At 63.6% G+C, this 20,845-nt stretch carries 18 protein-coding genes; 12 read left to right on the top strand and 6 right to left on the bottom strand.

Features of this window, described 5'->3' with window-relative positions:
• The first annotated feature begins 58 nt into the window (after positions 1 to 58).
• The 4 genes from QUG03_RS02935 (at position 59) to QUG03_RS02920 (ending at position 4,338) form a co-directional block, all read left to right on the top strand.
• The gene (locus QUG03_RS02935; RefSeq protein ID WP_500819313.1) at positions 59 to 778 is read left to right on the top strand and encodes a response regulator; all 720 of its coding nucleotides are present in this window, start codon (positions 59 to 61) and stop codon (positions 776 to 778) included.
• Between the two features lie 3 nt (positions 779 to 781).
• On the top strand, positions 782 to 2,128 hold the full coding sequence (locus QUG03_RS02930) for an ATP-binding protein (RefSeq protein WP_235086106.1): 1,347 nt from the start codon (positions 782 to 784) through the stop codon (positions 2,126 to 2,128).
• A gap of 338 nt (positions 2,129 to 2,466) precedes the next feature.
• On the top strand, positions 2,467 to 3,288 hold the full coding sequence (locus QUG03_RS02925) for an alpha/beta hydrolase (RefSeq protein ID WP_500819312.1): 822 nt from the start codon (positions 2,467 to 2,469) through the stop codon (positions 3,286 to 3,288).
• A gap of 459 nt (positions 3,289 to 3,747) precedes the next feature.
• A complete protein-coding gene (locus tag QUG03_RS02920; RefSeq protein WP_227105341.1) occupies positions 3,748 to 4,338 on the top strand; it encodes a porin family protein in 591 nt (196 codons plus the stop codon).
• A 65-nt stretch (positions 4,339 to 4,403) separates the two neighbouring features.
• Here the strand turns inward: QUG03_RS02920 and QUG03_RS02915 are convergent, their stop codons facing one another.
• Entirely contained in the window at positions 4,404 to 5,024 is a 621-nt protein-coding gene (locus QUG03_RS02915) for a glutathione S-transferase family protein (RefSeq protein ID WP_500819311.1), read from the bottom strand.
• A 97-nt stretch (positions 5,025 to 5,121) separates the two neighbouring features.
• Here QUG03_RS02915 and hemF point away from each other — a divergent pair, with 97 nt between their 5' ends.
• The 8 genes from hemF (at position 5,122) to QUG03_RS02875 (ending at position 13,432) form a co-directional block, all read left to right on the top strand.
• Positions 5,122 to 6,033 (top strand): oxygen-dependent coproporphyrinogen oxidase, encoded by a 912-nt coding sequence (hemF, locus tag QUG03_RS02910; RefSeq protein ID WP_500819310.1) that lies wholly within the window; start codon positions 5,122 to 5,124, stop codon positions 6,031 to 6,033.
• A gap of 127 nt (positions 6,034 to 6,160) precedes the next feature.
• Positions 6,161 to 7,831: a phospholipid carrier-dependent glycosyltransferase gene (locus QUG03_RS02905; RefSeq protein WP_500819309.1), complete on the top strand. Its 1,671-nt coding sequence runs from the start codon at positions 6,161 to 6,163 to the stop codon at positions 7,829 to 7,831.
• A 28-nt stretch (positions 7,832 to 7,859) separates the two neighbouring features.
• The gene (locus tag QUG03_RS02900) at positions 7,860 to 8,231 is read left to right on the top strand and encodes an SMR family transporter (RefSeq protein ID WP_107800792.1); all 372 of its coding nucleotides are present in this window, start codon (positions 7,860 to 7,862) and stop codon (positions 8,229 to 8,231) included.
• A 152-nt stretch (positions 8,232 to 8,383) separates the two neighbouring features.
• Positions 8,384 to 9,511 carry a DegT/DnrJ/EryC1/StrS family aminotransferase gene (locus QUG03_RS02895; protein ID WP_227105349.1) on the top strand — a complete coding sequence of 376 codons (1,128 nt, stop codon included), beginning with the start codon at positions 8,384 to 8,386 and terminating at the stop codon, positions 9,509 to 9,511.
• A gap of 6 nt (positions 9,512 to 9,517) precedes the next feature.
• Positions 9,518 to 10,465, top strand: a complete 948-nt coding sequence (locus QUG03_RS02890) for a glycosyltransferase (RefSeq protein ID WP_107800794.1) — start codon at positions 9,518 to 9,520, stop codon at positions 10,463 to 10,465.
• A complete protein-coding gene (locus QUG03_RS02885; protein ID WP_500819308.1) occupies positions 10,462 to 11,364 on the top strand; it encodes a formyltransferase in 903 nt (300 codons plus the stop codon). The genes QUG03_RS02890 and QUG03_RS02885 overlap by 4 nt, the downstream gene beginning before the upstream one ends.
• Positions 11,365 to 11,432: 68 nt before the next feature.
• The gene (locus tag QUG03_RS02880; protein WP_107800796.1) at positions 11,433 to 12,476 is read left to right on the top strand and encodes a bifunctional UDP-4-keto-pentose/UDP-xylose synthase; all 1,044 of its coding nucleotides are present in this window, start codon (positions 11,433 to 11,435) and stop codon (positions 12,474 to 12,476) included.
• A gap of 56 nt (positions 12,477 to 12,532) precedes the next feature.
• Entirely contained in the window at positions 12,533 to 13,432 is a 900-nt protein-coding gene (locus QUG03_RS02875) for a 4-deoxy-4-formamido-L-arabinose-phosphoundecaprenol deformylase (protein WP_500819307.1), read from the top strand.
• 58 nt (positions 13,433 to 13,490) lie between these two features.
• Here QUG03_RS02875 and QUG03_RS02870 read toward each other — a convergent pair whose 3' ends face one another.
• From QUG03_RS02870 to QUG03_RS02850, 5 genes are all read right to left on the bottom strand, one after another.
• Positions 13,491 to 15,872 carry an ATP-binding protein gene (locus QUG03_RS02870; protein ID WP_500819306.1) on the bottom strand — a complete coding sequence of 794 codons (2,382 nt, stop codon included), beginning with the start codon at positions 15,870 to 15,872 and terminating at the stop codon, positions 13,491 to 13,493.
• A 2-nt stretch (positions 15,873 to 15,874) separates the two neighbouring features.
• Positions 15,875 to 16,531, bottom strand: a complete 657-nt coding sequence (locus QUG03_RS02865) for a response regulator transcription factor (protein WP_146176722.1) — start codon at positions 16,529 to 16,531, stop codon at positions 15,875 to 15,877.
• 74 nt (positions 16,532 to 16,605) lie between these two features.
• Complete coding sequence (locus QUG03_RS02860) at positions 16,606 to 17,859, bottom strand: EAL domain-containing response regulator (protein ID WP_227105357.1); 1,254 nt, start codon at positions 17,857 to 17,859, stop codon at positions 16,606 to 16,608.
• An 885-nt stretch (positions 17,860 to 18,744) separates the two neighbouring features.
• Positions 18,745 to 19,755: a nucleoid-associated protein gene (locus QUG03_RS02855; RefSeq protein ID WP_227105359.1), complete on the bottom strand. Its 1,011-nt coding sequence runs from the start codon at positions 19,753 to 19,755 to the stop codon at positions 18,745 to 18,747.
• 77 nt (positions 19,756 to 19,832) lie between these two features.
• Positions 19,833 to 20,726, bottom strand: a complete 894-nt coding sequence (locus QUG03_RS02850; protein WP_235086081.1) for a LysR substrate-binding domain-containing protein — start codon at positions 20,724 to 20,726, stop codon at positions 19,833 to 19,835.
• Positions 20,727 to 20,845: the final 119 nt, after the last annotated feature.

Raw genomic sequence — 20,845 nt, 5'->3', positions numbered from 1 at the left:
CCGGCAAACCTCGCGTGCTAATATTTTGATTTGAACCACCGAAATCCCGTCGACGGACATGAACAGCGATACCCCCCATATTCTCATCGTCGAAGATGACGTGAGACTAGCCGAATTGATAGGCGCTTATCTGAGCAAGCACGGCTATCGCATCTCCCAGCACGGCCGCGGCGACACCGCGCCGGCCATCATCCTGGAAGAAAAGCCGGACCTGGTGATCCTGGACATCATGCTGCCGGGCAAGGAAGGCTTCGACGTCTGCCGTGAAATCCGCCCGCGCTATAACGGCCGAGTGCTGATCATGACGGCGCGCGACGAGGACGTGGACGAAATCCTGGGGCTGGAACTGGGCGCCGACGACTACCTGGCCAAGCCGGTGGAGCCGCGCCGCTTGCTGGCGCGGGTGCGCGCGCTGCTGCGCCGCGGCGGGCCGGGGGCGCAGGCCGACGGCGAGGCCGGCGACGAAGACAGCTTCACCTTTGGCCAGTTCTGCATCAGCCAGGCCACGCGCGAAGCCACGCTGAACGGAGACCTGATCGATCTGACCACCGCCGAATTCGACCTGCTGTGGCTGTTGTCCTCCCATGCCGGCCAGGTGCTGTCCCGCGACGACATCATGAGCGAGCTGCGCGGCATCGGCTTCGACGGCTTGGACCGCTCCATCGACGCGCGCATTTCGCGGCTGCGCCGCAAGCTGGGCGACAATCCCGACGCGCCGGCCCGAATCAAGACCGTGCGCGGCAAAGGCTATCTGTTCTCGCGCAGCGACTGGGAATAAGGCATGAGCACTCGTCGTTTGCGCGGCTGGCTCAAGCCGTCGCTGGGCACTCTGTTCGCCCGTTATTTCTTCGCCACCATGCTGGTGGAGCTGATCATCATCATCGGCTTCGGCTTCCTGGTCACCAAGCTGTACGAGAACAGCGACCGCGACGGCAAGCTGCAATTCATGAACGGCACCGTGAGCCTGATCCGCGAGCAGCTGGCTCAGACGCCGCATCGGGACTGGGACCGCAAGCTCGCCGACATCGCCCGCGCCTTCAGCTATCCGGTCAAACTGATCGCCCATCCTCCCGACGATTTCGAACCGGAAGGCCATGCCGCGCTGCAAGGCGGCCGCCCCTATCTGGATTTCGACAGCCAGTTGCTCTACGTGCCGCTGCCCCATGATCCGCGTCTCTTGCTGCTGGGCCCGCTGGAAGCCCCGGCCAGCAACAGCAGCTGGATCAGCGAAGACATGGAAATCCTGCTGTTGTGGATTCTGCTGACCGGCTCCACGCTGGGCACCCTGATCTACTTCAGCCTGCGCCCGCTGTGGAAGGACTTGCTGGAAGTGCGCCGCAAGGCGGAGGTGTTCGCCGACGGCGACTTCAGCGCCCGCGCCCAACCGTCCAAAAGCCGGCTGCTGGCCCCCCTGTCCCTGGCCTTCAACAGCATGGCCGCGCGGCTGGAGCGGCAGATGGAAACCCGCCAGGCCTTGTCCCACGCCATCGCCCACGAGATCCGCACCCCGATCGCGCGGCTGCGCTTCGGTCTGACCATGCTGGAGGAAGAAGAGGACGAGCAGGAATGGCGGCGCTACCGCGAAGGCATGGAGCGCGATATGCAGGAGCTGGAGGAGCTGTTCAACACCAGCATGGAGTTCGCCAAGCTCAACCGCAACGAAGTGCCGCTGCACTGGGAAACCGTGGACCTCTACGACTGGTTCGACGATCTGGTCGATCTGGTCACGCCGCTGAAACCGCCGGGCATCGCGCTGGAGCTGGACTGCGCGCTGGGCAACGGCGCGTTCGACCGCAAGCTGATGTATGTGGCCAGCCGCAACCTGCTGCTCAACGCCTTCAAATACGCCAACGCTCAGGTCCGGCTGACCGTGTGTCACAACGCTTCCGGCCAGCTGCTGATTCATGTCGACGACGACGGCTGCGGCATTCCCGAGGCTGAACGCGACAAGGTGTTCGAACCCTTCCTGCGGCTGGACCGCAGCCGCGACCGCGCCACCGGCGGCTATGGTCTGGGGCTGTCCTTCGTCAAGCTGATCACCGAACACCACGGCGGCCAGGCCAGCGTGAGCGCCAGCGAACTGGGCGGCGCGCGCTTTACTCTGCGCATCATGCAACCACAGCAATAAGACCCGCTAAACCAACCCCTGATCCTGCGCTGCGCGGTTTAGTTAGCGGCTCTATGAGCGGCTCAGAGCCCGCTTGCGATCCGCGGGGCCTCACGCGGCGAGCACGGTTTCAGAACGCGCATCGACCGCTTCTCCGCTTCTTCCTTGTCCCGCTCTTGCCCGCGAGACTTTGAAGAGGCGGCCAAGAACGCCGGCGCCGGCGAAAAGTAAAGCCGCAGTTTGTTAAGCAATCTGAATGGGGTCACGCGCCGTCACAAAGCGGGGACAGGAAGCCAACAGACCCCAAGCCGCCGCGTCGGGATAATGCCAGCATCTCAACTTGGATTCGGGTATTTCCCATGGTTTCTTCACGACCGGCCGCCCTGCTGGTACACGGTCTGGGCGGCAGCGCATACGACCTTGGCGCGCTTGGACGCACGCTGGAGGAGGCGGACATCGTCACGCACACCCCACTGTTGCCGGGACATGGCGGCGAGCCGGAAGATCTGCTGTCCGTCCGCTGGCAGGACTGGGTGGAAACCATACGCAAGGAATACCTGGAACTGAAGACGCGCCACAAGGTGGTGCATCTGGCCGGCGTTTGCCTGGGCGGACTGGTGGCGCTGGAAGTGGCGCGGCTGGAAAACCATCAGGACGGCCTCGCCTTGTACGCGCCGCCGCTGTTCCTGGACGGCTGGAGCCTGCCCAAGCTGACCTGGGCGCGCCACATCGTCTACCGCATTCCCGGCCTGGCCAAGAAGATGCGCGTGCCGGAAGTCGAACCCTTCGGCATCAAGAACGCCCGCATCCGCAAGGCCATCCAGCAGCGCTTCGAACGCGGCGAACGCTTCCACTACGCCTACATCCCGCTGGCCTGCATCCGCCAGGTAGATGGACTGCGCCGCCAGCTGATGTCGCGGCTGGAAGAGATCACCTGCCCGACGCTGATCGTGCATGCCGACGAGGACGACATCACCAGCCCGCGCTCGGCCCGCTACCTGCAGCGCTATCTGGGCGGCAAGGTCGACTTCATGCCCTTGTCCAATAGCTACCACATGGTGATGGTGGACAATGAACGCGGCGAGGTGCTCAAGCGCAGCCTGAAGTTTTTCAACCTGCGCGCCCAAGCCCGGGCCGCCGCCGCTGAACACGCCGACTGGGCCGTCTTCGCCGCCGCCTGAACGCCGCGTCGTCGCCATCAGGGCAAGCCTCAGGCTTGCCTTTTTTCTTGCCTGCACCAGCCGCGCCCGTCCCTTCTTCAACTAAAGTTGCAAGCAATCACAACTAAACATTGAATTTAACAGCTGCGCAAACTTCCCGGCCGCCCCGTCATCAACCGTCATCAAGCCAGAACACAGCGACAATGGAAGACGAGGACCGGCTGAAGCAAACTGTTTGCACGAGCCGGATCGGCCCCCCGCCGGTCTTGCAACGGTTCCGTTCTCTTTTCCCTTTGTGTGACTTTGCGTGCCCGCCGGCTCCGGCGGGCATCTTTTCTTTTCCCTGCCCGTCCCGCTTTGTTACAGATCGTTACACAAGCCCTCCATCGATCACACAAAGAGCGTTTACAAGCTCAACAGACTGATTTGGTTCCTGTTCGCACAATATCGCAGTTATCAACAAAGCAAACAGTCGCAAAAATGAAAAAACTGATTACCGCTTCCGTGCTGAGCCTGGCAGCTCTGACCGCACACGCCGCCGATCCGGGCTTCTACGTCTTCGGCAACACCGGTTACAACTTCTCCAAGCCGGAGTCCGGCAACCGCAACATCGTCCTGAAAGACGCCAAGGCCGCCGGCACGGTATGGGAACTGGGCGCCGGTTACCGCTTCAACCAATACCTGGCCACCGAGCTGTCCTACGCTGACTTCGGCAAATCCACGGCCAACGGCTCCTTCAGCGGCCGCACCGGCAACGGCTCCGTCGCCACCAAGGCCGAGCGCATCGCCGTGCTGGGCATCCTGCCGGTGACCCAGGATTTGGAAGTTTTCGGCAAGGCCAGCCTGAACAACGTGCACACCAAGCTCAAGATCGACCGAGTTGCCAACAAAACTTTCAACGACACCCGATTGGGTCTTGGTTTCGGCGCGCAGTATCAGCTGCACAAAAACCTGTCCTTGCGTGGCGAATACGAATACATCGCCGGCACTGACTTCCAGATGGCGGGCCAAAGCGTGGTCAAGACGTCCGGCACCAGCGTGCTGAAGGCCGGCATCAGCTACCACTTCTAATCTCAGCCTTGCCACGCCCTTCCATCGCCAGCCGCGGCCCCTGTGTCCGCGGCTGGTTTTGCGTTTCAGGCCGCCGGCACCGCCATGCCGCGCCGCACCGCCGGCCGCTCGCCGACGCGTTGGAACCAATCGCTTACCCGCGGAAACGTCGCCAGATCCACCTGATGCCAATCATGACGCGCCGCCCATGGGTAGAGCGCGATATCGGCGACGCCGTACTCGCCGGCGACGTAATCCCGCCCGGCCAACTGCCGGTCCAGCACGCCGTACAGGCGCAAGGCCTCGTCGTGGTAGCGCTTCTGCGCATAGGGAAGGCTTTCCGGCGCATAGCGCAGGAAATGGTGAGCCTGCCCCAGCATGGGCCCGAAGCCGCCCATCTGGAACATCAGCCATTGCAGCGCCTCGTAGCGCGCCGCGCCCGCCGCCGGCAGCAGGCGGCCGTGCTTTTCCGCCAGGTATTGCAGAATGGCGCCGGACTCGAACATCGCCAGCGGCCGACCATCTGGCCCCTCGCTGTCGACGATGGCCGGAATCTTGTTATTGGGACTGATGGCCAGAAAGGACTCGGCGAACTGCTCGCCCTTGCCGATATCCACGGTGTGCACGGCGTATGGCAGCTCCAGTTCTTCCAGCATGATGGAAATCTTGCGCCCATTGGGCGTGCCCCAGGTATACAGATCAATCACGATGCGCGTCTCCCATGTTCAAAGCCCGGGCGGCGCGCCTGCGCGCGCCGCCCCGTCTGCTACAATGCAGCCCATTTCAAGCCTTCAGGATACTGCGATGAGCCAGCCGCGCGTCAATGATGTCAAAGCCTTTCTCTTGGACCTGCAAGACCGCATTTGCGCGGCGCTGGAGCAGGCCGACGGCGGCGCTCAATTCGTCGAGGACGCCTGGCAGCGTCCGGGCGGCGGCGGCGGACGCAGCCGGGTCCTGACCAAGGGCGCGCTGTTCGAGCAGGCCGGCGTCAACTTCTCCCATGTCCACGGCGACGCGCTGCCCGCCTCCGCCACCGCCCACCGGCCGGAGCTGGCCGGCCGCGGCTTCCAGGCCATGGGCGTGTCGCTGGTGATCCATCCGGAAAACCCGCACATTCCCACCAGCCACGCCAATGTCCGCTTCTTCATCGCGGAAAAAGAAGGGGAAACGCCGGTATGGTGGTTCGGCGGCGGTTTCGACCTGACCCCGTTCTACCCGGTGGAGGCCGACGTGGTGCACTGGCACCGCGTGGCCCGCGACTTGTGCCTGCCTTTCGGCGAACAGGTCTACCCGGACTACAAGCGCTGGTGCGACGAGTACTTTTTCCTGAAACACCGCAACGAGGCGCGCGGCGTCGGCGGCCTGTTCTTCGACGATCTGAACGCCTGGGGCTTCGACTCCTGTTTCCGCTTCATGCAGGCGGTGGGCAAGGGCTTCACCGACGCCTACCTGCCCATCGTCGAGCGCCGCAAAGGCGATAGCTGGGGCCACCGCGAACGTCAGTTCCAGCTTTATCGCCGCGGCCGCTATGTTGAATTCAATCTGGTTTGGGACCGCGGCACCCTGTTCGGCCTGCAGTCCGGGGGACGCACCGAATCCATCCTGATGTCGATGCCGCCGCTGGCGCGCTGGGAGTACGATTATCAGCCGGAGCCGGGCAGCCCGGAAGCGGCGCTGACCGAGCGCTTTCTGGCCCCGCGCGACTGGCTGGCCTAAGCGCCGCGGCCAAGCCGGATGCCGCCGCTTTCTCCAGCCCGCACATGAGTTTAGCCAATCACAAGGACGGCGAAATCGGGTATCCTTGCGCAGCTGTCCATAATAATCCAATGACTATCCGTTCCGCATGAATCAACCCCATTTTTCGGCCGGCCTCTCCGGCCCCGCCGCCCGTCCCTGGCTGGAGCCGGCGCTGTGGCTGCTGTTCGCCGTCGTCTGGTTCGGCTCCCTCGGCTACCGCGGGCTGATTCACGCCGACGAGGGCCGCTACGCCACGCTGTCGCTGTTCATGTTGCACAGCGGCGACTGGATCACGCCGCGGCTGAACGGCCTGCTGTATTTCGAAAAACCGGCGCTGCAGTATTGGATGGGCGCGCTGAGTTTCGCCGCCTTCGGCGTCAACGAGTTCGCCGCCCGCTTCTGGCCCGGCCTGACCGGCTTTCTGACGGTGGCGATGTGCGGCTACACCGCGCGCCGGCTATGGGGCGTCGACGCCGGACGCTACGCGGCGCTGGCCGCCGGCAGCTGCGCCTGGATCGTGGCCAACAGCCATTTCCTGGCGCTGGACATGGGCGTCAGCTTTTTCCTGACCGTGGCGCTGTGCGGCTTCCTGCTGGCCCAGCGCGACGACGCCGGCCCGCGCGAAACGCGCCACTGGATGTGGCTGACCTGGGCGGCGATGGCCGCCGCCACGCTGAGCAAGGGCTTGATCGGCCTGCTGATCCCCGGCGCCACCCTGGTCTTGTACAGCCTGCTCAACTGGCAATGGGGCTTCTGGAAACGCATGCACTGGCTGAGCGGCCTGGCGCTGTTCCTGCTCCTGACCGCGCCCTGGTTCATCCTGGTGTCCCAGCGCAATCCCGACTTCGCGCATTTCTTCTTCATCCGCGAGCACCTGGAGCGCTTCCTCACCACCGAACACAAGCGCACCGGCGCGCCGTGGTATTTCGTGCCCTATCTGCTGCTGGGCCTGCTGCCCTGGAGCAGCCTGCTGCCGGCGCTGTGCCGCGACGGCTGGCGCGAGCCGGGTGCGCGGCTGCGCGCCGGCCGCCTGCTGCTGATCTGGTCGGTCTTCATCTTCGCCTTCTTCAGCAAGTCCAGCTCCAAGCTGCCGTCCTACATCCTGCCGATGTTCCCGGCGCTGGCGCTGCTGCTGGCGCCCACGCTGCTGCGCATGCCGGCCGCCGCGCTGAAGAAGCACCTGCTGCCGGCGCTGCTGCTGTGGCTGGCCGCGCTTGGTCTTTACCCCTTCGTCGACCGCTTCGCCTCGGTGGACACCCCGCTGGAGGTGCTGCATGGCTTCGCTCATTTCGTCGCCATCGCCGCGCTGCTGTTCCTGGCCTGCGCCGTCGTCGCCTGGCGTTTGCTGGGCCGCGAGCGCAAACTGGCCGCGCTGTGCTGGCTGGCCTTCGGCAGCCTGCTCGCCGTCAGCGTCGCCGCCGCCGGCCACGACAGCTACGGCCGGCTGAAGGGCAGCAAGGAAATCGTGCGCCAGATTCAGCCCTATCTGGGGCAGGACACCCCGGTGTTCTCGGTGCGCTATTACGATCAGACCTTCCCCTTCTACCTGGGCCGCCCGGTTACCCTGGTGCAGTTCGTCGACGAGTTCGAGTTCGGCGAGGGTCAGGAGCCGCAGCGCTGGATGCCGCGGCTGGAACAATTCGTCGCCGCCTGGAAGGCCGCGCCGCGCGCGCTGGCGATGACCGACCCCGCCACCTATCAGGAACTGCAAGCCCAGAGCCTGCCGATGCGGGTGGTCTACCAAGATCCGCGCCGCCTCGTCGTGGCCAAGCCGTGAAACCGCCAACCTTTGGACCCCTTCTAATATGAAGTTGATCGAATTCGGCCTGATTCTGCTCGGCGTGCTGCTCAACGCCGCCGCCCAGCTATGCTTGAAGGCCGGCGTGCGCCAAATCGGCCACTTTGACTTTTCCGCCGCCAACGTGTTGCCGATAGGCTGGTCGCTGGCCACCAATCTGCCCATCGTCGGCGGCCTGTCCTGCTACGTGGTCAGCGTGGTGGTCTGGATCATGGCGCTGTCGCGAGTGGAGGTCAGCATCGCTTATCCCATGCTGTCCATCGGCTACGTGGTCAACGCGCTGCTGGCCTATTGGCTGTTCGGCGAGGCCTTGAGCGCGCAGAAACTGATCGGCATCGGCGTCATCATCATCGGCGTGGTGCTGGTGGCACGTAGTTAAGGCTTATTTTTGCCACGGAAACACACGGAATGACACGGAAAATAAAACGCCCGCTCAGCAGCCGACAAGATTCAATGGCGCAAAACGAATTTGAATGACTGTTTTTGTCCGTGCCTCCGTGTGCTTCCGTGGCTAATTTTCAGGGTTTGAATATGGATTTTCTACCGTTTACCCGCCCGGACATCGACGAAGCCACCATCGCCGCCGTCGGCGAGGTGCTGCGCTCCGGCTGGATCACCACCGGTCCCAAGTCCCGCCAGCTGGAAGCCGAGTTGTCCGCCCATGTCGGCGGCCGCCCGGTGCGGGTGGTGGCCTCCGCCACCGCCGCGCTGGAAATGGCCTTGCAGGTGGCCGGCGTCGGCCCCGGCGACGAGGTGATCACCTGCCCGCTGAGCTGGGTGGCCACCGCCAACGTCATTCTCAAGGTGGGCGCCAAGCCGGTGTTCGTCGACGCCGACCGCGCCAGCCGCAATATCGATCTGGACCTGGCGGAACGGGCGATCACGCCGCGCACCCGCGCCATCATCCCGGTGGACTTGGCCGGCCTGCCGGTGGATCGCGACCGCCTGTACGACATCGCCAAGCGCCACCGTCTGCGAGTGGTGGAGGACGCCGCCCAGTCCATGGGCGCCAACTGGCGCGGCCGCCGCATCGGCAGCGACGGCGATCTGGTGTCCTTCAGCTTCCACGCCAACAAGAACATGACCAGCGGCGAAGGCGGCTGCCTGGTGCTGAACGACGAGAACGAGGCGCGCCTGTTCGAGAAGCTGCGCCTGCAGGGCGTGACCCGCCACGCCGACGGCGGCATGGACGTGGACGTGCTGGGCGGCAAGTCCAATATGACCGACATCGCCGCCGCCATCGGCCTGGGCCAACTGCCGCGGCTGGAAGGCTTCAACGCCCGCCGCCGCGAACTGGCCGCGCTGTATTTCCGCCATTTCGACCGCGAGCTGGGCTGCGAGCTGCCGCTGGAGGACATGGCCCAGAGCAACTGGCATATGTTCCAGCCGCTGCTGCCGCTGGATCGGATGAGCATGGACCGCGGCGAATTCATCGCCCGGATGAAAGACCTGGGCATAGGCGTGGGCGTGCACTACCCCGCCATGCATTTGTTCACCCTGTTCCGCGAGATGGGCTTCCAGCCGGGCGACTTCCCGGTGGCGGAAGACATCGGCCGCCGCACCGTCACCCTGCCGCTGTTCCCGGCCATGGCCGACGAGGACGTGGAACGCGTGTGCGCCGCCGTGAGCGGCGTGCTGAAGCCCGTGCTGAGCGTATAAAACATTATGAAAAGCGTAATCGATCTTTCCGTCGTCATCCCGGTATACAACGAGCAGGACGTGCTGCCGGCGCTGTTCGACCGCCTCTACCCGGCGCTGGACGCGCTGGGCGTGCGTTATGAAGTCGTCTTCGTCAACGACGGCAGCCGCGACAAGAGCCCGGCCATGCTCGCCGCGCAGTTCGACCTGCGCCCGGACGTGACCCGGGTAGTGCTGTTCAACGGCAATTTCGGCCAGCATCGCGCCATCCTGGCCGGCTTCGAATACAGCCGCGGCGAGCGGGTGGTGACGCTGGACGCCGACTTGCAGAACCCGCCGGAGGACATCAAGCTGCTGCTGGCGGAAATGGACAAGGGACACGACTACGTCGGCTCCATCCGCCGCCAGCGCAACGACAGTCTGTGGCGCCATCTGGCCAGCCGCGCGATGAACCGCCTGCGCGAGAAGCTGACCCGCATCAAGATGACCGACCAGGGCTGCATGATGCGCGCCTACAGCCGCCGCATCATCGACACCATCAATCAGTGCAACGAACTGCACACCTTCATCCCGGCGCTGGCCTATCAGTTCGCGCAGAACCCGACCGAAGTCACCGTCGGCCATGAAGAGCGCTTCGCCGGCGAATCCAAGTATTCGCTGTACAGCCTGATCCGCCTGAACTTCGATCTGATGACCGGCTTCTCCATCGTGCCGCTGCAGCTGTTCTCGCTGCTGGGCATGCTGGTTTCCGCCGGCTCCGGCGTGCTGGTGGTCTATCTGGTGCTGCGCCGCCTCATCGTCGGACCGGAAGTGGGCGGCCTGTTCACCCTGTTCGCCATCGCCTTCTTGCTGATCGGCATCGCGCTGTTCGGCATCGGCCTGCTTGGCGAATACATCGGCCGCATCTACCAAGAAGTGCGGGACAGACCGCGCTATGTGATCGGCGCGGTGCTGGAGCAAAAGGACAAGCCATGAAAGCCGTGGTCTTCGCTTATCACAATGTCGGCGTGCGCTGCCTGAAGGCGCTGATCGGCGGCGGCGTGGAAGTGGCGCTGGTGGTCACCCACCGCGACAATCCCAAGGAAAACATCTGGTTCGCCAGCGTGGAGCAAGTCGCCCGCGACTACGGCATTCCGGTGATCACCCCGGACGACCCGAACACGCCGGAAACGCTGGCCCAAGTGCAAGCCGCGCGGCCGGACTTCCTGTTCTCTTTTTATTACCGCCACATGCTGAAGGCCCCGCTGCTGGAATCCGCGGCGCGCGGCGCCTTCAATATGCACGGCTCGCTGCTGCCCAAATACCGCGGCCGGGTGCCGATCAACTGGGCCATCATCCACGGCGAAACCGAAACCGGCGCCAGCTTGCACGTGATGAACGTCAAACCGGACAACGGCCCCGTCGTCGACCAGATGGCGGTGCCCATTCTGCCGGACGACAACGCCGACGAAGTGTTCGCCAAGGTCACCGTGGCCGCGGAAATGGTGCTGGCCCGCAGCCTGCCGACCCTGCTCGCCGGTCAGACCGAGTTCCGCCGGCAGGACTTGAGCCAGGGCGGCTATTTCGGTGGCCGCAAGCCGGAAGACGGCCGCATCGACCCCCGGGCCGGCGCCGCCCAGCTGCACAACTTCGTGCGCGCGCTGACCCACCCGTTCCCGGGCGCCTTCGCCGACACCGAAGGCGGACGGCTGGTGATCTGGAAAACCCTGCGCGCCGGCGGCCACGGCCAGCAATTGCAAGCGGCCCGGCTACACTCAGAACACGGCGCGCTGTGGCTGGACGCCGTGGACGGCGGCCGCCTGAAGGTTCTGTCCGCCACGCTGGACGGCGCGGCGCTGGAGCCGGCGACGGCGGTGGCGCTGACGCTGGCCTGAGGCGGCGGACTCACGGAATACACATGCAAATCACAGCTCCCTTCCGGGGGGCGATGAAGGAAATCTCAATGAAAAAAGTACTGATCCTCGGCGTCAACGGCTTCATCGGCCACCACCTGACCAAGCGCATCATCGAAACCACCGACTGGCACATCTACGGCATGGACATGCACGATGACCGCGTGGCCGAGTGGAAAGACCATCCGCGCTTCCACTTCTTCGAAGGCGACATCACCATCAACAAGGAGTGGATCGAGTACCACGTGAAGAAGTGCGACGTGGTGCTGCCGCTGGTGGCCATCGCCACCCCGTCCACCTATGTGAACAATCCGCTGCGCGTGTTCGAGCTGGACTTCGAAGCCAACCTGCCCATCGTGCGCCAGTGCGTGCAGTACAAGAAACATCTGGTGTTCCCGTCCACCTCGGAAGTCTACGGCATGTGCCATGACGAAGAGTTCGACCCGGAAAACTCCGAGCTGATCTGCGGCCCGATCAACAAGCCGCGCTGGATCTACTCCTGCTCCAAACAGCTGATGGACCGCGTGATCCACGCCTACGGCATGCAGGAAGGCCTGAACTACACCCTGTTCCGCCCGTTCAACTGGATCGGCGGCGGCCTGGACAACATCAACACGCCGAAGGAAGGCTCCAGCCGCGTGATCACCCAGTTCCTGGGCCACATCGTGCGCGGCGAGACCATCAAGCTGGTGGACGGCGGCCATCAAAAGCGCGCCTTCACCTATGTGGACGACGGCATCAGCGCGCTGATGAAGATCATCGAAAACCAGGACGGCAAGGCTTCCGGTCAGATCTACAATATCGGCAACCCGGCCAACAACTACTCCATCCGCGAACTGTCCGCGATGATGCTGGACCTGGCCCGCGTCTACCCGGAATACCAGCTGAACGCCGACAAGGTGAAGATCGAGGAAACCACCTCCGGCGCTTACTACGGCAAAGGCTATCAGGACGTGCAGAACCGCGTGCCCAAGATCGCCAACACCATGGCGGACCTGGACTGGAAACCGAGCGTGACCATGGCCGACGCGCTGCGCGGCATCTACGACTACTACCGCGACCAAGTAGCCGCCAGCCGCGACCTGTCCGAGTAAGCGGCTCCCGGCGCCAGGCGAGATAGAATGCCCGGCGCCGGTTTCAGAGATACCCCATGAAAAAACTCGCCCTTAAAATCGACGTCGACACCTGGCGCGGCACCCGCAACGGCGTGCCGCGGCTGATGCACATGCTGCAGCAGCATCACGCCAAGGCCACGTTTTTGTTCAGCCTGGGCCCGGACCATACCGGCCGCGCGATCAAGCGGGTGTTCCGTCCCGGCTTCCTGTCCAAGGTGTCCCGCACCTCGGTGGTGGAGCACTACGGCATCCGCACCCTGCTCTACGGCACCGTGCTGCCCGGCCCGGACATCGGCAAGCGCGAGGCGGAACTGATGCGCGAAGTGCGCGCGCAGGGCTTCGAGGTCGGCATTCACACCTGGGACCACATCAAGTGGCAGGATTACGTCGCCGGCAAGGACGCCGCCTGGACCCGCGCCGAAATGCGCAAGGCGGCCGAGCGCTTCGAACAGATCTTCGGCGAGCCGGCGCGCACCCACGGCGCGGCCGGCTGGCAGATCAACGACGCGGCGCTGGCCTATGAGCGCGAACTGGGCATGCTTTACGCGTCCGACGGCCGCGGCAGCCACCCCTTCCAGCCGGTGGACGCCGCCGGCCAGCCCCTGGGCGTGCCGCAGCTGCCCACCACGCTGCCGACGCTGGACGAATTGATAGGCCTGGACGGCCTCACCGCCGACAACGTCCATCATCATATCCTGGCGCTGACCGAAGAAGCGCCGGCCACCGGCCATGTGTACACCCTGCACGCCGAGCTGGAAGGCCTGCGTCTGGGCTATACCTTCGAGCATCTGCTGGTGGGCTGGCAAGCCCAGGGCTATCAGCTGTGCAGCTGCATCGAGCTGTTCAGCAGCCTGGACGCGGCCGCGCTGCCCGCCGGCCGCGTGGTGATGGGAGAGATTCCCGGCCGCAGCGACACGCTGGCGCTGCAAGCCTAAGAACCAGTACTCTATCTTTTAGGGCTGAAACGATAGCCCACCCAGCCGCCGCCCGGTTTCATTTCCCGGCCGGCGGCGTCTGCGCGGCCAGTTGGTCCAGCATCGCGCGCAGAGCGTCCATGCGTTCGTCCAAGCCTTCCGCGCCGCCCTGCAACAGCATGCCCTCCAGTTCCCGCGCCAATTCCGCCAGCTCGCGCTGCTCCATTGTCAAGGCCGCGCCTGAGATCCGGTGCAGATGCTGGCTGGCCGTGGACCAGTGAGCATGCTGGACCGCCCGCACCGCCTGGCGGTAATCGCGCTCGTTATGCTCGATGAACATCTGCCATAGACCGCTGACCTGGGGCGGAGATTCGACGGCCTCGGAGACCGGCGCCGCGTCCGGCAGCCACATGAGCAAGATATGCTGCAAATCCCTGAGCCGCAGGGGCTTGACCAGCACGCCGTTCATGCCGCTGTCCATGCACCTTTCCCGGTGCAGATCGTCATTGGCCGCGGAAATCGCCACGATGGGCAGCAAGGCGCCGCCCTCCTCGCGCTCCCATGCGCGGATGCGCCGCGTCGCCTCGTAACCGCTGATGTCCGGCAGGCTGCAGTCCATCAGGATCAAGCGCACCTCCGGGTGTTCCTTCAGGATGGACAAGCTGCTCATGCCGGTGCTGGCCACCGTGGCGCGGCAGCCCAATTGGCGCAGCTGCTCGCAAATCATCAGCTGATTGGCCGGATGGTCTTCCACCACCAGCACCAGCTGCCCCTGCCCCACCGCCTGCGGCGGGCCGGAGGCTTCTTCCTCCGCCGCCTCCTTGACCAGCGCCGGCCCCAAACGCACCGGCAGCTTGATGGTGAGAATGGTCCCGGACGCGCCGTCGCTGTCCAGCGTGATGCGCCCCTGCATCAACTCTACCAAACGCTTGCAGATGCTCAGCCCCAGCCCCGAACCGCCGAACTTGCGGGTGGCGACGGAATCCGCCTGCACGAAAGCATCGAAAATATTCTTCTGCGCCGCCAGCGGCACGCCTATGCCGGTGTCTATCACCTGGCATACCAGCACGCCGCACTTGCGGCTTGATTTTCCGCGGCGCAAGTCCGCCTTCAGCGTGACCGTGCCCTTGTCGGTGAACTTGATCGCGTTGGACATCAGATTGTGCAGCACCCGCTGCAAATGCGAAGCGTCCAGCCAGAAGGCGCGCTCCGGCAGTGCATGGACGTAGCGCAGCTCCAGCCCCTTCATCTTGGCCGCCAAGGCGTACAGCCGGACCTGGTCTTCCAGAATGGAGCCGACGTTGACGAAGGACGGGTCCAGGCTTTCCTGGCCCGCGTCCAGCCGCGAGGCGTTGAGAATATTGTTGAGCAGTTGCAGCAGGCTGCTGGCCGCCAGATTGGATTGCAGCACCAGCTCCCGCTGTTTCTCGCCCAAGGACATGGTCTGCAGCAGTTCGCCGGCGGCGATGATGGCGTTCATCGGCGTGCGGATTTCATGACTGACCACCGCCAGAAACTCGCTCTTGGCCGCTTCGCCCGTCCTCGCCTTGCGCAGCAGCAAGGTGGTGGTGCGTATCACCAGCAGCAGGACGAAGAACAGCAGCACCAGCAGGGTGCCTTCGCCGGCGTAACTCCTGAACACGCTGGAGACGGACGGCCGCGGCGCCACTTGCTCTTCCCAGGCGGAGCGGGCGGCGTCGACGTCGTCGGCCGACATCGTGTCCAGGCTGCGCCGCAGGATGGCGTAGAGCAAGGGCTGGTGCTTGCTGACCCCCATCCGGTAAATGGCGTAATAGCCGGGCAACGCGCCGGAGCTGCTCAGATCGGGGAAACGATAATTCAGCAGGAAGCGCGCATAGCTTTCCGGCACCAGGCCGATGTCCGCCCTCCGGTCCTGGATCGCCAGCAAGGCCTGAGTGGGCGTCTCCGCCGCCACCAGGTCCGGGTTGGCGTGATCGCCCAGCAACCAGGAGCGCGAGTTGTCGTTGAAAATGAAGGCGAGCTTGCGCCCGTGCAGATTGTCGTGGTCGAACACCACCGGGTAGTCGCGGCGCGTGATCGCCATCAAGGGCTGCGAGGAATACGGCTGGGTGAAGTAGTAATTCTTGTTCAGGTTCAGTTCGCCGATCGCGTCCTGATTGATGCTGGCCAGCATCATCGCCCGCCCATTGCCGCTGGCCTCGATCAGGGCTTGCGCCGAATGCACTTGCACGATATTGAAGCGCAAACCGCTTTTCTCGCTGACGTATTGCAGGAAAAAAGCCTCGACCCCCTTGTAATGGACGTTGCTGTTCTTGCGCTTGGCCGCCGGTTTGGACCTGAGCACGTACACGTCCACCACCGGATTCCGGCTGACCCAGGCCTCTTCCTCCCGGCTCAGCGGGATCTTGCTACCCTGGTCGGCGCAAGCGGACAAAACGCCGCACAGGACGAGCAGACCGCTCAAATGTTGAAATCGCACCGCTACTCCAATTTGGAGTTCAATAAAAACAACTCCCTGTCCGTATTGATGCCCAGTTTCTGGAAAGCCGCTTTTTTCTGAGTGCTGACCGTCTTGATGCTGCGCGAGAACTTCTCCGCGATCTGGCTGGTGCTCATGCCGTCCAGACAGCAGCGCACCACCTCGCGCTCCCGCGGCGACAAACGCGCATACGGGTCCAGCGTCCGCCCCTCCTCCAGCTTGATGTCGCCCGACAGCAAGAGATTCATCTCGCTCATCATCTTGACGGTCAGATACACCCGCCCGGCATAAACGCTGTGGATGGCGCCCGCCAGCGCGTCCACCGGCTGCGACTTGCTGAAAAAACCCCTGGCACCCGCGCGCAGCATCAGATTGACCGTTCCCACCAGGTCCACCGACGACAGCACCAGGACTTTGCACTCCGGATAACGGACATTGATGGACTGAATCAGGTTCAGCCCGTCCACCTCGTTGCTGCCCAGGGAGAAATCCATCAACAAGACATCCGGCAGCCGCTTGCGGAAAACCGCCAGCAACTGGGTGCTCTGCGCGAAACTGCCGACAATCTCGAACTCCGGGTATTGCTTGAGCTTGGCCTCCAGCCCCACCCTGACCACGTCATGGTCATCCAGAATCATCAGCGATATTCTTTTTCTCATGCCGTTCTCGTTAAAGTTGACCAATTCGCTTCCCGCCGCATCCCCTGTCCCGGCGGAACGCCTTGGGGCCGCGCCTAATCGCCCGCGCCGCGCGCGCTCCACTCCTCCGGCGCCTGCCGCGCCAGCTCTATATAGCGCGACGGCGCCATCGGGCGGTACAGGCCGAAGCCCTGGCCGGTCTCGCAGCCCATCTCCCGCAAGGCCTTGACGTGGCGCGTGCTCTCCACGCCCTCGGCCACCACCTGCAGATTCAACTCCTTGCCCAGCAGGATGGAGGAGCGGACGATTTCATAATGCCGCGAGCTCTCCAGCATCGAGGCGACGAATAATTGATCAAGCTTCAAGGATGAAAACGGCATGGCGGACAACATCTTCAGCGAGGAGATGCCTATGCCGTAATCGTCGCAGGCAATGTCGAAACCATTGGCGCGCAGCTGGTTCAGCGCCACCATCAAATCGAGTCCGATTTCCGGCTCCAGGTTTTCCGTCAGCTCGATCACCAGCAGCGAGCGTTCCAGCTTGGTCTTGTCCCAGCGCATGGTGATCTCGCGCACGAGATTGGGTGACGCCAGGGTGGCCGCCGACGCGTTGATGGAAATCGGCAAGCGCACGCCCTTCGCGTTCAGCGCCTGCTGGGTGGAGATCACCCCGCTGAGCACATGGAAGAACAGCAGCAGGTCCAGGCCCAGCTTGCTCACCACCGGCAGAAACACCGATGGCCGGATATTGCCCCGCGTCGGGTGCATGCAGCGCGCCAGCGCCTCGGCGCCGACCACCACCCCGTCGCTCAAGCGCACCTGCGGTTGCAGGTCTATCGAGATATTGCCTTTGGAGCACAAGGCCTCGATCACCTCCTGCTCGCTGAAAGGCCGGGTTCCCAAGCGCCCCGGCACGCCGTTGACTCTGGCCGCCTCGGCCATGGCCGCGCGCGCCAGTTCAACCTGGCGCAAAAACTGCGCGCATTCGCCGTCGTCCATGGTCGGATGCGCCGCCCAGACGTAGTTGAAGCCGGCCTCGCGCGCCAGCCTGACGTGCGACTCCTGCAACAGCTTGCCCGCGGCGCTGTGCCACAACAGCATGGGCGCGTCGGCCAGTTCGCCGCGACGCACGCCGGCATGCACCTTGGCGATCAATTCGGCGCCGCCGCCGTCCGGCATCTGAATATCGCACACCAGCAAATCCACCGGCTCGCGCAGCAATTGCTGTTCCGCCTCGCGAATATGGCCGCAATGGCGAATATTGCGAATGCCGGCCTGCGACAGCATGCGCTGAAGGCGCTCATTGTCCCGCGATGATCCGGACACCACCATGACATTAAGATTTTCCATGGATTCCCTACCATTTGGAATACCGACAGCTGAATATCCGCCACGCCCGCGTTGGCGCGCTGTCACGTTTCAACATCCCAAAAAGCATACGATTGATCAGCTTAATTTCCGGACTTGCTTTAGCTAATTCGATAATGACAATGTGGCGGCACATTGCCGGAAGGACGCGGCCAAGGTCAATGAATCTAAAAAAATCATTCAAGGCCGAAAATCCGGTCCGGCAAGCTTCTCCGCCCTCGCCCGGCAGCGGCGGGAAACCGCGCTGCCGCTGCCCGCTTAATTGACATCGCCAAGCAAGAGCCGTCATTCAATGAGCCGGCCATATCGGTTCAATTCACAGCGCGCAGCACACCCGCGCGTCCTATGGTCATCGTTCCGGAGACGCCTGCTCGGGTGTGGAATCAAACTGAATCACGCCGTTCTATTTAGGGCTTGTAGACGCCATGATAAGAAAATCCGCTGAAATCAAATATAGGATTTATCTTAAAAACAAATTCAATTGTCATTTTTGTTTTTTTAAATATATTTACAATATAAAAATAGAAATCAATTAAACATTAAAAACCGGCATCATTACGAATGGAAAGCGTCAAGCACGCACGCGGACTCCAAGCGGCATGGACAAACGCGGCCGGCAATGGATTGGGAAAGGGAAACAATAAGCACCGGCGAGCAAGCGCAAGACCAGGCCTTATGGCGCAGCAAGCGGAATCACAAAGAGGGAATGGGCATGGCTAAGCTGAACTCGCCGTGCAAGGCTTTAATCCCCGCAGCGGGCTTTGAACAGCTTAGCGCAGGACCAGGCGGCAACGCCCCCTGGCCTGAAATCTGGCGGACGGTTTCGCGCCGGGCTTCTAACCCGGCGCGGCAAGACTCCGCGGGCGGTCAGCCGCGCTTGTTCAGGCGCAGGGTCAGGGTCAACTCGCCCTCGCCGTCGTTCTGCGACTGGATATTCTTCAACGTGATGCCCGTGGGCAGCAGCACGCTGATGCCGTGGCCGACGCCGTACTTGGACAGGGTTTTTTCCAGCTGCCGCGCCATGCCCTTGGCCGGCAGCTTCGCCTCCTCGTCCAGCGCGAAGCCGTAGGATTCGGCGGCGGAGCCCATGGCCTGGTCCACCTGCTCGCGCGGCACGAACTTCTCGGCGGCACTGGCCAGTTGGCGGGCCGACACGTCTTCCTCGCTGCTCACCAGATTGAGGAATTCATCCTTGAAGCGCGCCTGTTGCAGCGGGTCCTCTATCTCCTCCGACAGCTGCTCCACCACGCTGGCCATCATCTTGCTGCTGGACGCCTTGTCCGGCACCCGCATCGCTTTCAGGAAATCGTCCAGCCAGAACTTGGCCTCGCGGCTGAGCCGGTCCACCGCGTAGACCGTGGGGCCGTGCTCCAGGATCAGCGCGCCCTTGTCGATCAAGCGCGGATTGATGCCCGAGGCGTGGCTGATGTCGAACACGTCGCCGGACTCCACCACGGTGAGGAAGTCGTCGCGGATCTCGGACTTGAACACCCCCAGCGCGCGCAGCTCGCGATCGCCGTCGTTGAGACCGGAAAACAAGATGACCAGCAGATCGCCGGCGTTGATGTTGGGATGCTGCGAACGCGCGTACAAATGCTTGGCTATGCGCTGGGACACCGCCAGGAAATCCAGCTCGCCGCGGAAGAACTGCCGGGTGTAGTGGTAGATTTCGTTCAGATTCAGGTCGGACTCATGGAAAAACTGATGCTGGCGCTTGTCCGACACAATGTTCTTCAGATAACCACCCAGCAACAGCGAGGACACTTCCTCGTCCACGGAGCTGGCCCGCTCGGACAGGCGCGCGCCCTCGCCGCGCGCGGCATTGCCCACCCGGTGCACCACCAGCCGCTCCACCCTGCATTCGCCAATCGCCAACATTTCCGCGCTCCCGCCTAAAAATCGAATGCGCGATTATTGCTACTGCGCCCGGGCTTGGCAACCGCGAAAGCGGCCGGCTATTCCGGCAAGGCCAGCGGATCGTCGGTCAGGGAGTCCGCCAGAAAGTCCATCAGCAGCCGAACCTTGGGCGACAGCTGGCGGTTATGCGGCGTCAAAGCCCAGATGCCCTCTTCCGGCTCGCGGTAATCGGCCAGCACCTCGATCAGCTCGCCGCTGCTCAAATAGGCGGCGACGTAGTAATCCGGCAATTGCGCCAGCCCCAGGCCCAGCCGCGCCGCGTGCGCCAGCGCGTGGCCGCTGTTGCAGCGCAAGCTGCCCTTGATCCGCACCTGCCGCCTGCGGCCGCCGTCCAGCAGATGCCAGTGCTCGCCGCTCAAAGACAGGCAGTTGTGGCGCTCCAGGTCCGCCGGTTCCAAGGGCGCGCCGCAGCGCTCCAGATAGGCCGGCGCGGCGCAGACATGGTGCCGGCGCGAGGCCAGCCGCCGCGCCATCAGCGTGGAGTCGCTCAGATGGCCGATGCGGATCGCCAGATCGTAACCGTCCTGCACCAGGTCCAGCACCTCGTTGGACAGGTTCAAGCTCGCCTCCAGCTGCGGATGGCGTTGCAGGAAACGGGTCAACAGCGGCGCGATATGGCTTTGGCCGTAAGCCAGCGGCGCGGTCAGCTTGAGCTTGCCCTGCGGCTGCGCCTGATGGCGCGAGATCGCCTGTTCCGCCTCCTCCAGCGAATCCAGCAGCTGCCGGCAGTGGCGCAGATACAACGCGCCGATCTCGGTCAGCGCCTGATGGCGGGTGGTCCGGTACAGCAATTTGGCGCCCAAGCGCTGCTCCAACTGCGTGACCTGGCGGCTGACCTGGGCGACGGAAATGCCCAGCGCCAGGGCCGCCTTGGTGAAACTGCCCTGTTCCGCCACGCTGACGAATTCGCAGATGCCTTCCCAACCCAGCATTATTCCACCTTGGAAAAAATCATTTACCAATTGCCACGATTATCTATTCAAACACGAGAAATACAATCAAAGTTTTGCCGTCGCCCGGCCTATGGCCCGCGGCGGCTATCCAACACCAA

Source organism: Chromobacterium sp. CCUG 30098, from assembly GCF_059916605.1.
Note: the sequence above shows the minus strand (reverse complement) of the source record. Positions and strands in the feature narration are given on the sequence as shown.